A 13592-nucleotide genomic window follows, 5' to 3' on the forward strand; every position below is an offset into this window, starting at 1 on the left:
GCAAAGCGGGATGCTGCGGACCCGTTTGGAATGCCCTATCTGGCAGGGGACAGGTCGTCCGATGTGGACGCCGCCGCATCACGAAAGAGAGCTCTTATGCTGATTGATGATCTGAACTGGCGCTATGCCACCAAGAAAATGGACGCCGACAAATCCGTTTCCGAAGACAAGGTGCAGGCAATCCTTGACGCCCTGCGTCTAGCCCCGACATCCAGCGGTCTGCAGCCATTCGAAGTCTTCGTTGTCACTAACAAAGACACCCGCGCCAAGCTGTCCGAGGCCGCATACGGTCAGCAGCAGCTGGTCGACGGTAGCCATGTCCTCGTGTTCGCGGCCTGGGATAATTACACCGCAGAACGCATCGACATGGTCCGCGATGAGACCGGCGAAGCGCGTGGCGGCGTGAGCGACAACATCAAGGAATACTACAAGAACCTAAAGGGCAACTACGTTGGCCGCGACGCCGAGGTGAACTTTCAGCATGCCGCGCGTCAGGCTTATATCGCGCTTGGCGTGGCAATGGTCGCCGCAGCAGAGCAGAAGGTTGACGCCACCCCAATGGAAGGCTTCGAGCCTGCCAAGTTTGACGAAATTCTCGGCCTGCGTGCCAAGGGATTGAAATCCGTCTGCATTTTACCGCTGGGCTACCGCGCTGCCGAAGGCGACTGGCTGAACGGTCAAGCCAAGGTGCGCCGCGATCCAAAGGTTCTGTTCACACACGTGGCCTAATCTCGCCTGTCCAGCCCTAGGGCTTGCGATAAAACGGTCCACGCTGTATATGGGGCGGGCCGAAGCATCGAGACAGGTGCGGGCATGAGACTCGAGCAGGGTCGGTATCACACCGGCCCTGTTGTTTTATGTTCGACTCGCCGCACCGGCCAAACCGCAATCCAAAGACCGGCGGAGACAACCGCACGGCCCGTATAAAAACACAAGATTAGGAAATCAGCGCCACATGGCAAGCAACACAAGCATGGAAGAATTCGAAGCCCTTCTGAACGAAAGCTTCGAAATTGATACGCCCGCAGAGGGCTCGGTCGTCAAAGGCAAGGTCATCGCGATCGAAGCCGGTCAGGCCATCATCGACGTCGGCTACAAGATGGAAGGCCGCATCGATCTTAAAGAATTTGCAGAACCCGGCGAAGAACCCAACCTGAAGGTTGGCGACGAAGTCGAAGTGTTCCTGCGCCAGGTGGAAAACGCCCGTGGCGAAGCCGTCATTTCGCGTGAAATGGCTCGCCGCGAAGAAGCGTGGGACCGTCTGGAAAAAGCTTATGCTGACGAAGAGCGTGTCGATGGCGCGATCTTTGGCCGCGTGAAGGGTGGCTTTACTGTCGACCTCGGCGGCGCTGTTGCCTTCTTGCCCGGCTCTCAGGTTGACGTCCGCCCCGTGCGCGACGCTGGCCCGCTGATGGGTCTGAAGCAGCCTTTCCAAATCCTGAAGATGGACCGCCGCCGGGGCAACATCGTTGTGTCGCGCCGTGCGATCCTCGAAGAATCCCGTGCAGAGCAGCGTGCTGAAGTCATCGGCAACCTGACCGAAGGTCAGGAAGTTGACGGCGTGGTCAAGAACATCACCGAATACGGTGCGTTCGTTGATCTGGGCGGCGTTGATGGTCTGCTGCACGTCACCGATATGGCTTGGCGCCGGGTCAACCACCCGTCCGAGATCCTGTCGATCGGCGAGACGATCAAGGTGCAAGTCATCAAGATCAACAAAGAAACTCACCGTATCAGCCTTGGCATGAAGCAGCTGCAGGCCGATCCGTGGGATGCAGTCGAAGCCAAGTACACACTTGATTCCAACCACACTGGCCGCGTGACCAACATCACGGACTACGGCGCATTCGTGGAGCTGGAGCCAGGCGTTGAAGGTCTGGTTCACGTGTCCGAAATGTCTTGGACCAAGAAGAACGTGCACCCAGGCAAGATCGTGTCGACCTCGCAAGAAGTCGAAGTCATGGTGCTGGAAATCGACTCTGCCAAGCGTCGCGTTTCCCTTGGCCTTAAGCAGACTCAGCGTAACCCATGGGAAGTGTTTGCAGAAACCCACCCCGAGGGCACTGAAGTCGAAGGCGAAGTCAAGAACATCACCGAATTCGGTCTGTTCGTTGGCCTTGAAGGCGACATCGACGGCATGGTTCACCTGTCCGACCTGTCGTGGGATGGTCGCGGTGAAGACATCATCGGTGACTTCCGCAAGGGCGACATCGTCAAAGCCAAGGTTTCCGAAGTTGACGTCGAGAAAGAGCGTATCTCGCTCTCGATCAAAGCTCTGGACGCTGACCCGTTTGCCGACGCCATTGGCGGCGTGAAGCGCGGTTCGATCATCACCGTTGAGGTCACCAAGATCGAAGACGGCGGCATCGAGGTCGAGTATGAGGGCATGAAATCCTTCATCCGTCGCTCTGACCTGTCCCGTGACCGTGCCGAGCAGCGCCCTGAGCGTTTCGGTGCTGGCGACAAGATCGACGTGCGCGTCACCAACATCGACTCCAAGACCCGCAAGCTGGGCCTGTCGATCAAGGCACGCGAGATCGCAGAAGAGAAAGAGGCCATCGATCAGTATGGTTCCTCCGACTCCGGCGCGTCGCTGGGCGACATTCTGGGTGCAGCGCTGAAAGGCGACAACTAAACCCGGACCGTCACCTGACGATCTGAAATAAGAAGGCCTCGCCGGTTGATCCGGCGGGGCCTTTTTCAATTTCCATAACCCGAATCGCTGCTCGAATAGGCCCGCCGCGCGGGCGCGCAATTGTCCCGCGACCAAAGTCGGGTTGGGTTTTGCGGGGCTGATCGGCCGGTTCTTGCCGGAAAACCAAGAATTTTTACACCTTTACGTGTATGCGGGCTATTTCTTGACTGGGGCATCCGGTCTATGGTCAAGCATATGGCAGGTCTGCCAATTTTAGCTGTTTGTGCCTGCGAGGTGACACATGATTCGCTCGGAACTTATTCAAAAGATTGCTGAACAGAACCCACATCTGTTCCAACGTGACGTCGAACGCATCGTAACCACGATCTTTGAAGAGATCACAGGTGCCCTGGTCCAAGGTGACAGGGTTGAACTGCGGGGCTTCGGCGCATTTTCGGTGAAAAAACGTGATGGCCGTACCGGACGGAACCCGCGGACGGGGGAAGCGGTTGAAGTCGACGAGAAGCATGTGCCATTCTTCAAAACAGGTAAGTTGCTGCGCGACCGTCTGAACGGCGCGTAACGCGCTGCTTTAGAAAACAAATAAGGATCGCGACCGGATGAAAACCCTGAAATACGTCTTTTGGGCCATTGTGGCCGTGGTTCTGATCCTTGTTGGGCTTGCGAACCGCGACGCGACGACCTTGCAGGCGATGCCGACTGCCTTTGCCAATCTGTTTGGCATTTCCCCGCAAATCACGCTGCCGCTGTTCATCGTGATCTTTCTGGCCGTCGGTGCTGGTCTGCTGCTGGGGCTGGTCTGGGAATGGATTCGTGAATACCCCGAACGCGTCGAAGCCCGCGCCCGTGCGCGCGAGATTGAGCGTCTGCGCGCCGAAGTCGCCCAGCTACGGTCTGTCAGTGCCAGCCCGAAAAAGGGTGACGATGTGCTTGCTCTGCTGGACGCACCCAAGCGGCAGACTGCCTAAGGTATGACAACGCGTATCAAGATTTGCGGCCTGCGGACTCCGCAGGACGTCTCAACAGCCGTGGCCTGTGGTGCCGATGATATCGGTTTGGTTTTCTTTGAAAAATCCCCGCGCCACTTGACGTTAGATGCCGCAGCCGAACTTGCACTGACCGTCCCTTTGGGCGTGCGCAAGGTCGCGCTGACCGTGAACCCGACGGACGAGGTGCTTGATACCTTGCTAGCCCGCGTGCCCGTCGACCTGTTGCAACTGCACGGCCACGAATCGCCCGACCGCGTGGCAGAGATTCGCACCCGCACCGGTGTGCCTGTGATGAAGGCTGTCGGCATCGGCGACGCAGAAGACTTGGAGGCGCTCTACGCCTACATGGCCGTCTGCGAAGAAATCTTGGTCGACGCTAAGCCGCCGAAAACAGCTGTGTTGCCCGGCGGCAATGGCCTGACCTTTGACTGGCGTTTGCTGCAAGGGCGCAGCTGGTCTGTGCCTTGGATGTTGGCCGGCGGTCTGCGTCCGTCCAACGTGGCAGAGGCGATCCGTCTGACCGGCGCGCCGCAAGTCGATGTGTCATCTGGCGTCGAAAGCAGCCCGGGCGTTAAAGATGCCGATATGATCCGCGATTTCTGCGCGGCGGTGCGCAGCGTCTAACCCTGCGGCGTGCTGCCCGCTTTACCCTTGGCGCGCACGGGTTTACTGCTAGCTCAACAATTTTACGGGGGATGGGCCATGCCTGAAGATCTTTTCAACAGCTTTATGAATGGGCCCGACGAAAAGGGTCGTTTTGGCGATTTCGGCGGGCGTTTCGTGTCAGAGACATTGATGCCGCTGATCCTGAGCCTTGAGGAAGAATACGAAAAGGCCAAGACGGACGACAGTTTCTGGGCCGAGATGAACGATCTGTGGACCCACTACGTTGGCCGTCCCAGCCCGCTATACTTTGCCGAACGGCTTACCGACCATCTGGGCGGTGCCAAGGTCTATATGAAGCGCGACGAGCTGAACCACACCGGCGCGCATAAGATCAACAACGTGCTGGGCCAGATCATTCTGGCGCGCCGCATGGGCAAAACCCGGATCATCGCTGAAACCGGGGCAGGGCAGCACGGCGTGGCCACCGCGACGGTCTGCGCCAAGTTTGGTCTGAAGTGTGTTGTTTACATGGGTGCCCACGACGTTGAACGTCAGGCCCCCAACGTGTTCCGCATGCGCCTACTGGGGGCGGAAGTCGTGCCCGTGACCTCTGGTCGTGGCACGCTGAAGGACGCGATGAACGACGCGCTGCGCGACTGGGTGACCAACGTGCGCGACACCTTTTATTGCATCGGCACTGTGGCTGGCCCGCACCCTTATCCTGCGATGGTCCGCGATTTTCAGGCCATCATCGGCAAAGAAACCCGCGAACAGATGCACGCTGCTGAGGGCCGTTTGCCTGACACGCTGATTGCTGCGATCGGTGGCGGGTCGAACGCCATGGGCCTGTTCTTTCCCTTCCTTGACGACAAATCGGTGAACATCATCGGGGTCGAGGCTGGCGGCAAAGGCGTGAATGCCAAGATGGAGCATTGTGCGTCCTTGACTGGCGGGCGCCCCGGCGTTCTGCACGGCAACCGCACCTATCTGCTGCAGGACGATGACGGCCAGATCCTTGAAGGGTTCAGCATCTCGGCCGGCCTTGATTATCCCGGCATCGGGCCAGAGCATGCTTGGCTGCATGACATCGGCCGCGCACAATATGTGTCCATCACGGATGTTGAGGCGCTTGAGGCGTTCCAGCTGTCCTGCGCGCTAGAAGGCATCATTCCCGCGCTAGAGCCGTCGCACGCGCTGGCCCATGTGATGAAGATCGCACCGACCCTGCCAAAGGATCACCTGCTGGTGATGAACATGTGTGGGCGCGGCGACAAAGACATCTTTACCGTCGCCAAGCACCTTGGGTTTGATATGAAAATCTGACCTTAGCGGGTCATTCAACAGGGGCGTCGTCCGGGATCAGGGCGGCGTCCGCCTCTTTGGTGGGGGCTGCTTCTTCTGGTGCCTCTGGCGCTGGTTTGCGGCGCAGGTCCAAAATATCCAGATCAGATTCCAGCAAGGGCTGCGGCATCAGAATGCGAATCCGGTCCGGCTCTGGCTGGGTGACGATACCGACGACGGGCCATAGGGTGCCGTCGCTGGTATTCTCAGGCGGCAGATCGGCATAGGGCATGGGCGCGGTATCCGTGACATAGCCGGTACCGGTCAGGATCATCTCACCATCAACCAGTGTAATCTGCCCCGTCAGGCGTTGAGAGCCGCTTGTCTTATCAATGACAAAGGCAGCGCCGTCTGCGGTGATTGTGCAGTCGAAGGGCGCATAAGTAACAAGCGCACTTAAATCCCCGCCCAGCTTCAGCGTGCGGCAGGTCCAGTCGCCGGGCAGGCTGGTGGCCAGCGGTGCCAAAGCGGTGCCTGACAGGACTTCCTGTAGCAGGTCCACATCACCCAAGCCGCCACCCGCAAAGGCCTGCAGCAGCGCCGATCCGGCGGTTGCGTCAAAAGCATCCAGCCGCGCCTGATCTGCGCCGCGGATAGGGGACGCGTCTTGCGCGAAGACAACGGTGGGTAGAAGCAGCGCAAGGGAAACGGCGCGGATCACAGGGATACCGCATACAGCCGCAGCACATCGATGGGCACGTTTTCCAAGGCGCGGACGTGGGTCGCGTACAAGTTCACCTGCGGCGCGCAGCCTTCGTCATGAGCTTGCAAAAAGCGGCTGGCGCACAGGCACCAACTGCTTCCTGGGTTTAGGCCGGCAAAGCCGAACTCTGGCCGCGGCGTGGTCAGATCGTTGCCTAGGTATTTTGAGAATGCCAGAAACTCTGCCGTCATTACGGCGCAGACCGTGTGGCTGCCTTGATCGGCAGCGCAGGTGTCGCAGGCCCCGTTCCGAAAGAACCCAGTCATGGGCGCGGTCGAGCAGGTCTGCAACGTGCTGCCAAGAACGTTGAAAGAGGGGTCTTTTTCCATGCGGTATCCTAACGTTATGGCGGGCGGCGTCAGTCTGGGGCGATCCAGTCAATCCAGCGTCCGTGAAAATCGATCCGCGCCAACTGTACGGTCACATTCCCCGGCCACAGGCGCAAGGTCAGTGCAGCACCGGGGGCGTCAGTGCCGTCCGCCTCCATCCCCAGCCATGCCAGCGGAGTGTCATCGGTTGCGCATGCTCCGGCGGCCTCGATGCGGGCGCGGCCTAGGGCTTGGCGGTCAGCGGGGAAATATTGCCATGCAATCGTGTGATAGATCAGGTGCAATTGGCCGCGCACATGGGGCAGGCGGGGCGTCAGCTCGTCGATGGCATCGCCTTTGATGACAGGCGCGCCCGCAATTGCCATGGCAGCGCGGGTCATGTCCAGCCGATGCGGTTGATCCGCCCACAGGTAGGCTTGCAAGCGCAGGGCGTCATCGGGGTTTTGCGGGTCCAGCGGGTTTAGATCGACACCAAGGCGGTCCACGACAACAGGCGCAGCGCAGGGCGGCACAGGCGCGGTCCATGTCGGCGACAACGTCAGCGCGGCATCATCCGGTCCATAGCGCATATCTGGCAGCGATAGGGCAAAGCGGTCGCACATCAGGTTCAGCCCTGCGCTGGCCCCAAGCTCTGTCAGTCGCACGGGCAGCGGATGACGTGCGTGCAGCCAGTGCAGTGCGGCGATGATGCCCGCAGCGCGGCGCACCTCGTTGGTTTGCGGCGCATTGTCGATAAAGCGGTCGATAAAGGCCGCGTGTTCCACCAGCGCCGCGCTAACCGCCTGCCATAGCGCATCATCGCTGACATTATGGGGCGGATAGGCCAGCATCAAGGCGTCATCCCCGTTCAACCGAAGGGCATGCAGCGCACCGCACAGGCGCAGCGGCACGCTTTGCCCTTTTGCGCCCGTGTCACCCAGCCAGTGAAAGACCCGGTCCCGGATCTGGCCTTCAGGCCATTCGCGCTGGGTCAACAAAGTGCACAGCCGCGCCATAAAGGGCGATTCCATGTTTGCACAATGCACCGCCTGATCGATGAACGACGCGGCGATGGCCTGAGGCATCATCGGAAACGGTCTTTCAAACGCTCCAGTGCGCTGCGGGTGTCTTCTTGTGGTGCGGCTTCGGATGGGGCGGGGGCGGGGCTGGACGCGGGGGCAGAGGCGGGGGCTTTGCCGGGCTTTGTCGTCGAAGACCGGGGCGGCGCGGCGCGCAGGGCAATCGCATTCAGGAATTTGTCGCCGTGCCCGTCGATCAACTGCCCGATGCCGTCAGATATGCCGCGCATCACGTCGTCCAGCCAGTCCTGATCCGCTTTGGCAAAGTCGTGCAGCACATAGCCCGCGACCCGGTCCTTGTGCCCAGGATGCCCAATGCCAAGGCGCACGCGGTCGTATTCAGGCCCCAGATGCGCATGGATCGACCGCAGCCCGTTGTGCCCCGCATGACCGCCGCCTGTTTTCAGCCGCACCTTGCTAGGCGCAAGGTCCAGTTCATCATGGAACACGATCACATCGGCAGGCGCGACTTTATGAAAGGCGCAGGCAGCCTGAACCGATCGTCCCGAATCGTTCATGAATGTGGTGGGTTTCAGCAGCAGCACCTTGTCCGCGCCAAGCCGGCCTTCGGACACATCGCCGTTGAATTTTGCGCGCCATGGGCCAAAGCCGTGATCGGACGCGATCCGGTCCATCGCCATGAACCCGATGTTATGACGGTGGCCCGCATATTGCGAACCGGGATTACCAAGACCAACAAGTATTTTCATGACCCATCGTTAACCCGCGCGCGGCGCATGGAAAAGGGGCCTGATGTGAAAAGGGGCCCCGCAGGGCCCCCGTTCGGTCGTCTTATTCGCCGTCGACTTCGGTCGCTGGAACTTCGTCAGCTGCGACATCATCTTCATCATCGGCAGTCATCGTCTTAGGTGCTGCAATGTTGGCGATGACGAAGTCACGGTCAGAGATGACCGGCTTTGCGCCTTCGGGAAGCTGTACGTCGCTGAAGTGGATGGTATCGCCCATCGCACGGCCAGCCAGGTCGATCGTCAGGTGGTCGGGGATTTCACCGGCCAGGACGTTCATCTCGACTTCGTTGCGAACTACGGTCAGCGTGCCGCCACCGGATTTCAGCGCCTTGCACTCTTCTTCGTTGATGAACTCAACAGGAAGGAAGATGTTCACGCGGCTTGTACGCTTAAGGCGCATAAAGTCGATGTGCGTTGGCAGGTCTTTCACAACGTGGCGCTGAACGCCGCGGCAGATGACGCGGACGTCGTCGTGGCCTTCAACCTTCAGGTTGAACAGCGTGGACATGAAGCGGCCCTTACGCAGACGCGTCAGCAGCTTGTTAAAGTCCAGTTGCAGGGCAACGGGGTCAACACCGCCACCATAAACAACGCCAGGAACCATTCCGTTACGACGGGCTGTGCGGGCGGCCCCCTTGCCTGTCCCCGCGCGGACCTCGGCGTGCAGATCAGGGATCTTGTCAGCCATTGGTATTCTCCAAATGTAGTGGGACCGCCCTCCAAGGGTGTGCGGTCCGATGAAGTCGCGCCTATAGCGTTCCTTGGTCTGTTTTGAAAGAGGGTGCGTATATTAAAATGTGCGCCCCGTGGCTGGCGGTGGTGCCGGGTGCGGGGTCGGTGCCTCCGGCGGGAGTGTATCTGGCAAGATGATGGGAGGCGTTAGGCCCAGTCGCCTTCAAAGTCCTTTGGCACAAGCAGGACGTCGCGGTCGACATCGGCGATGTCGCGCTTGCCGCACAGGGCCATGGTCAGATCCATTTCGCGGGCCAAGATTTCGAGCGATTTCGTCACGCCCGCTTCGCCCATCGCGCCAAGGCCATAGATGTAAGCGCGGCCGATCATGACGCCGTGGGCCCCCAGCGCGCGGGCCTTCAGGATGTCCTGACCGGACCGGATACCGCTGTCCATCAGCACTTCGGTCTGGGTGCCGACGGCCGCAACGATGGCGGGCAGCATGCGGATCGCGGACAGTGCGCCGTCCAGCTGGCGGCCGCCGTGGTTGGACACGACAATGGCGTCGCAGCCGACGGCGACGGCCTTTTTCGCGTCCTCGACATCAAGGATACCCTTAAGAATCAGCTTGCCGCCCCATTTTTCCTTGAGGCGCGCGATCATGCCCCAATCAAGCTTCGGCTCGAACTGTTCGGCGGTCCAAGACGACAGGGACGACATATCGGTCGCCGATTTTGCGTGGCCGACGATATTGCCAAAGCTGCGGTTCTTGGTTTGCAGCATCTCCAACCCCCAAGACCACTTGGTCGCAAGGTTCAGGATCGTTTTAGGCGTCAGTTTCGGCGGGGCAGACAGGCCGTTTTTCAGGTCCTTGTGCCGCTGGCCAAGAAGTTGCAAATCTAGCGTCAGCACCAGTGCATCGCAGCCTGCGTGTTTGGCGCGGTTGATGATGTTATCAACGAATTCTTCATCGCGCATGACGTAAAGCTGGAACCAAAAGGGGGCCTTGGTGGCCTTGGCGACGTCTTCGATGGAACAGATCGACATGGTCGAAAGGGTATAGGGCACGCCGAATTTCAGCGCGGCGCGGGCGGCTTTGATTTCGCCATCGGCGCATTGCATCCCGGTCATGCCAACAGGGGCAAGGGCGACGGGCATGGCCACGTCGCGGCCAATCATCGTGCTGGCCAGCGTGCGGTTGGACATATCGACAGCGATGCGCTGACGCAGGCGCAGTTTGTCAAAGTCAGAGGTATTTTCGCGGAAGGTTTGTTCGGTCCAGCTGCCGCTTTCGCAGTAGTCAAAGAACATCTTTGGCGCCCGGCGGCGGTGCATCTGTTTCAGATCGTCGATGGTTGTGATGACGGGCATGGGCGCTACCTTCGCAAATTGGTCAGCTTACCTTGCCAATTTCGGGGTGCGCTGGCAATGCCTGCTAGATGTCAATCCACAAGGTAATCGGCCCATCATTGGTCAGGTTCACCGCCATATCCGCGCCAAACTGCCCGGTTTGTGTGGTGATACCCAGCTTTTGGACCTCAGCGATGAACGCCTCATACGCTGCGCGGCCTTCTTCTGGGCGGGCAGCGCTGGAAAAGCCGGGGCGGTTGCCGCGGCTTGTGTCGCCGGCCAGCGTGAACTGCGACACGATCAGCGCGGTGCGATGCGTGTCCAGCAGGGACAGGTTCATCTTGCCAGCGTCATCCTTAAAGATGCGCAGCTTTGCGATCTTGGCGGCCATTTTCGCCGGGGCGTCCGGGGCATCACCCGCCATCGCGCAGATCAGGATCAGCAGGCCGGGACCAATGGCCCCGACGGTATCACCGTGGATGGCAACACTGGCCTGAGTGACCCGCTGGATTAGGGCGCGCATCTTATAGCTCGTGCGCCCAAGGCGGATTTGCCCCGGCGCGGGCGACGGTAATAGCGGCAGATTTTGCGCCAAGGGCGGCGGCATCACGCAGCTGATCGTGCGTTGCACCTGCGACGCCAGCTTTGGACAGCAGACCCGCTTGGTCCAGCCCGGCTAAGAAGCCCGCGTTAAACGTATCGCCAGCGCCGACCGTATCGACAACCGTTGCCTTGACGGCGGGCACGTCGAATTGGCCGCGGCGGGTGATGATCGTCGCGCCTTCGGCCCCTTTGGTCATCAGCACGACCTGGGTTGCGCTGTCGCCCAGCAGGGATGCGCCGTCGTGGTTGCCCGTCAGCCACGTCAGATCCTCGTCCGAGATTTTGACAATATCGGCCACGGCCAGCATCGCGTTCAGGCGGGCGCGGTAGGCGGCCTCGTCCTTGATGAAGCCGGGGCGGATGTTGGGGTCGATCATGGTCAGCTTGGTCGGTGCTTCGCGCAGCATCAGCGCTTTATACGCCTCGCCGCAGGGTTCGACGACCAAAGAGATGCCGCCAAAGAACAGCGCATCGGCGGTGATATCGGGCAGGTCGGCGGCCGTCAGCATCCGCCCAGCGGTATTTTCGTCGTAAAACGCATAGGTCGCGTGCCCGTTCAGCAGCCGCACAAACGCCAGCGTTGTTGGCCGGTCAGAGATATGGGATGGGCTGCTGTCGACCTTGCTGTCCGCCAGCACGGTCCGCAACTGCTCTCCGAATAGGTCAGAGGACAGGCCAGAGAAGAACTGAACCTGCGATCCCAAGCGGCCCAAAGCGATCGCCGTATTGAACACCGCGCCGCCGGCATAGGGGGCAAAGGCGGCTTCGCCGGCAGGCGTTTCGCGTGGCAGCATGTCGATTAGCGCTTCGCCGCAACAGATGATCATCGGACAGGTCCCCCTATTGGTTCATCGCGTAGAAATACCCGACTGTTAGCGCAAACACCAGCCCGAGGAGGACCGCAAACGCGATCTTCCACTTGGAATAGGGCCGTTCGCCTTGCACGCGCCCGGTGCGGCCATTGACGACAAAGCGGTAGGTCTGGCCGTTGTATTTATAGGCCGCCATCCAGACCGGCAGCAGGATATGTTTGAAGGTCACCGCTGACACCTGCGTTTGCACGCCTGTCACCCGCTGCTCGTCCCCGCCGATGTCGAACTTCACATCGCGTAGGATCATCCGGTCCATATAACCGCGCGCTTGGGTAAAGCCGTCTTGCAGTGCGACCTGATAACCTTCGGCCATAAAACCAGCGAGGTATTGCGGCTGGTAAGGCTCAAGCTCCGACAGATCCCACGGCTCTAGCCCGTCGGTGTATTGCTTGGGCAGACTGGTGGAGGCCAGCACCAACACATCGTCAAAAAAGCGCTGCACGCGGCCAGCGGCGCTGCGCCAGCGGGTGTGCTGTTCGCGGATGGTGCGGGTTTTACCGTCCCGCGTCACGGTGCGGGTGGTGTAATAATGGGTGCCGCGCTGGCCGGTGTAACTGCTGGCCGTCTGCGCATCAAAGGTCCAGTAGGGCACATAGATGCCGTCCATCGCACGGCCCTTGCGGGCGTATTCGGTCAGACCGCCGGGGGCGAACCACAGGCTGCCCAGCCAGTCGGTCATCGCATCGCGGGCGCGGGCTTGGTCCAGCGCAAAGGGCAGCAGGCCGCGTGGTTTAATCTGGCGGTGCGGGCCAGTGTCGGTGACGACGGGCGTTGCGCAAAAGGGGCATTCGGCGGCATGTGTGTCGCCTGCCAGCTCGAACTGCGCACCGCAGTTGGGGCAGGACTGGACGCGTGTGTCCTCCATCTCGGCCCCCGGCAGTGCGTTGTCCAAGGCTTTGCGGAAATCCAGTTCGACCATGCCGCCAAAAGGGCCAGCGCCGCCGCCGATGGCTTCGGTGTTGCCGCAGTGATCACAAACCAATTGCGCGCTGGCGGGATCAAACCGCAGGTCGGACCCGCAGGTGTGACACGGAAAGCGGTGGTCGTTTTGGGGGGCGACTAGGGGGGCTTCGGCGGTCATCGGACCCTCGGGCAGGTTTGCGGAACTGCCCAAGGGATAGCGCGGTGCGCGGCGGGGCGCCAGCGCGGCTTAATCTGCGGTGCCGCGTGTCATGCGGCGCAGGGTCGCGTCTTTTAGGAAATAGTGATGATAAAGCGCGATCAGCGCATGGCCCAAGGCCACGATCATCAACGCATTTGCCACCAGCGCATGCGGATCGCCGACGGCACGGATTTTCAGATACCACGTCACGGCACCCATCGCCGGGGCCAGAAACATCAGCAGATACAGCAGACGGTGGCCCCAAGTCCCGGCTTTTTCCATCAGCGGTGGTTGGCCCGCAATGGGGGCTGGCGCACCTTGCATCCAGCGCACGATCATTCGGATCACGACCAGCAGTAGCACCGCCGTGCCCAGCCAGACATGCCATGTATTGCCGTCAAACCCGCTTAGGTTTTCCTGCATCCGGGTCCGCAGGGCGCGGCCCATGCCATCGCCCAGCCACCAGGTTGCAAGGATCAGCACCGCAATCAGCCAATGCAGGCCGATTTGAAGTTTGGAATAGCGGGTTTTGTCGGCCATCAGTCTGGTCCCTTGCGTTGTG

16 protein-coding genes are annotated in these 13592 nt (G+C 60.5%); 6 read left to right on the top strand and 10 right to left on the bottom strand.

Going from position 1 to position 13592, the window contains the following annotated elements:
* The first annotated feature begins 96 nt into the window (after positions 1–96).
* From KBW81_RS03810 to trpB, 6 genes are all read left to right on the top strand, one after another.
* Positions 97–729 (top strand): NAD(P)H-dependent oxidoreductase, encoded by a 633-nt coding sequence (locus KBW81_RS03810; RefSeq protein WP_254248406.1) that lies wholly within the window; start codon positions 97–99, stop codon positions 727–729.
* A 244-nt stretch (positions 730–973) separates the two neighbouring features.
* Positions 974–2635 (top strand): 30S ribosomal protein S1, encoded by a 1662-nt coding sequence (gene rpsA / locus KBW81_RS03815; RefSeq protein WP_245754187.1) that lies wholly within the window; start codon positions 974–976, stop codon positions 2633–2635.
* 301 nt (positions 2636–2936) lie between these two features.
* Positions 2937–3218, top strand: coding sequence for an integration host factor subunit beta (gene ihfB / locus KBW81_RS03820; protein ID WP_090187877.1), 282 nt, complete (start codon positions 2937–2939; stop codon positions 3216–3218).
* A 37-nt stretch (positions 3219–3255) separates the two neighbouring features.
* On the top strand, positions 3256–3624 hold the full coding sequence (locus KBW81_RS03825) for a lipopolysaccharide assembly protein LapA domain-containing protein (protein WP_090187878.1): 369 nt from the start codon (positions 3256–3258) through the stop codon (positions 3622–3624).
* A 3-nt stretch (positions 3625–3627) separates the two neighbouring features.
* Positions 3628–4269: a phosphoribosylanthranilate isomerase gene (locus KBW81_RS03830; RefSeq protein ID WP_254248407.1), complete on the top strand. Its 642-nt coding sequence runs from the start codon at positions 3628–3630 to the stop codon at positions 4267–4269.
* A gap of 78 nt (positions 4270–4347) precedes the next feature.
* Positions 4348–5574, top strand: coding sequence for a tryptophan synthase subunit beta (gene trpB, locus KBW81_RS03835; RefSeq protein ID WP_090187883.1), 1227 nt, complete (start codon positions 4348–4350; stop codon positions 5572–5574).
* Between the two features lie 10 nt (positions 5575–5584).
* On the opposite strand, the gene KBW81_RS03840 is transcribed toward trpB, so the two are convergent.
* The 10 genes from KBW81_RS03840 to KBW81_RS03885 all read right to left on the bottom strand — a co-directional run bounded on the left by KBW81_RS03840 (position 5585) and on the right by KBW81_RS03885 (position 13570).
* Complete coding sequence (locus KBW81_RS03840) at positions 5585–6253, bottom strand: DUF4893 domain-containing protein (RefSeq protein ID WP_254248408.1); 669 nt, start codon at positions 6251–6253, stop codon at positions 5585–5587.
* Entirely contained in the window at positions 6250–6624 is a 375-nt protein-coding gene (locus tag KBW81_RS03845) for a DUF2237 family protein (RefSeq protein WP_254248409.1), read from the bottom strand. The genes KBW81_RS03840 and KBW81_RS03845 overlap by 4 nt, the downstream gene beginning before the upstream one ends.
* A gap of 29 nt (positions 6625–6653) precedes the next feature.
* The gene (locus KBW81_RS03850; protein WP_254248410.1) at positions 6654–7691 is read right to left on the bottom strand and encodes a DUF2332 domain-containing protein; all 1038 of its coding nucleotides are present in this window, start codon (positions 7689–7691) and stop codon (positions 6654–6656) included.
* The gene (gene pth / locus KBW81_RS03855) at positions 7688–8392 is read right to left on the bottom strand and encodes an aminoacyl-tRNA hydrolase (RefSeq protein WP_254248411.1); all 705 of its coding nucleotides are present in this window, start codon (positions 8390–8392) and stop codon (positions 7688–7690) included. The genes KBW81_RS03850 and pth overlap by 4 nt, the downstream gene beginning before the upstream one ends.
* A gap of 82 nt (positions 8393–8474) precedes the next feature.
* Complete coding sequence (locus KBW81_RS03860) at positions 8475–9119, bottom strand: 50S ribosomal protein L25/general stress protein Ctc (RefSeq protein ID WP_090187896.1); 645 nt, start codon at positions 9117–9119, stop codon at positions 8475–8477.
* 191 nt (positions 9120–9310) lie between these two features.
* Positions 9311–10474, bottom strand: coding sequence for an alpha-hydroxy acid oxidase (locus KBW81_RS03865; RefSeq protein ID WP_254248412.1), 1164 nt, complete (start codon positions 10472–10474; stop codon positions 9311–9313).
* A gap of 64 nt (positions 10475–10538) precedes the next feature.
* Positions 10539–10976: a D-aminoacyl-tRNA deacylase gene (dtd, locus tag KBW81_RS03870; protein WP_254248413.1), complete on the bottom strand. Its 438-nt coding sequence runs from the start codon at positions 10974–10976 to the stop codon at positions 10539–10541.
* Between the two features lies 1 nt (position 10977).
* Entirely contained in the window at positions 10978–11883 is a 906-nt protein-coding gene (locus KBW81_RS03875; RefSeq protein WP_254248414.1) for a carbohydrate kinase family protein, read from the bottom strand.
* 13 nt (positions 11884–11896) lie between these two features.
* The gene (locus KBW81_RS03880) at positions 11897–13009 is read right to left on the bottom strand and encodes a TFIIB-type zinc finger domain-containing protein (RefSeq protein WP_254248415.1); all 1113 of its coding nucleotides are present in this window, start codon (positions 13007–13009) and stop codon (positions 11897–11899) included.
* A 69-nt stretch (positions 13010–13078) separates the two neighbouring features.
* Positions 13079–13570, bottom strand: coding sequence for a cytochrome b (locus KBW81_RS03885; RefSeq protein ID WP_090187908.1), 492 nt, complete (start codon positions 13568–13570; stop codon positions 13079–13081).
* Positions 13571–13592: the final 22 nt, after the last annotated feature.

Origin of the sequence: Loktanella salsilacus, assembly GCF_024206795.1 — a bacterium.
GTDB lineage: Bacteria > Pseudomonadota > Alphaproteobacteria > Rhodobacterales > Rhodobacteraceae > Loktanella > Loktanella salsilacus.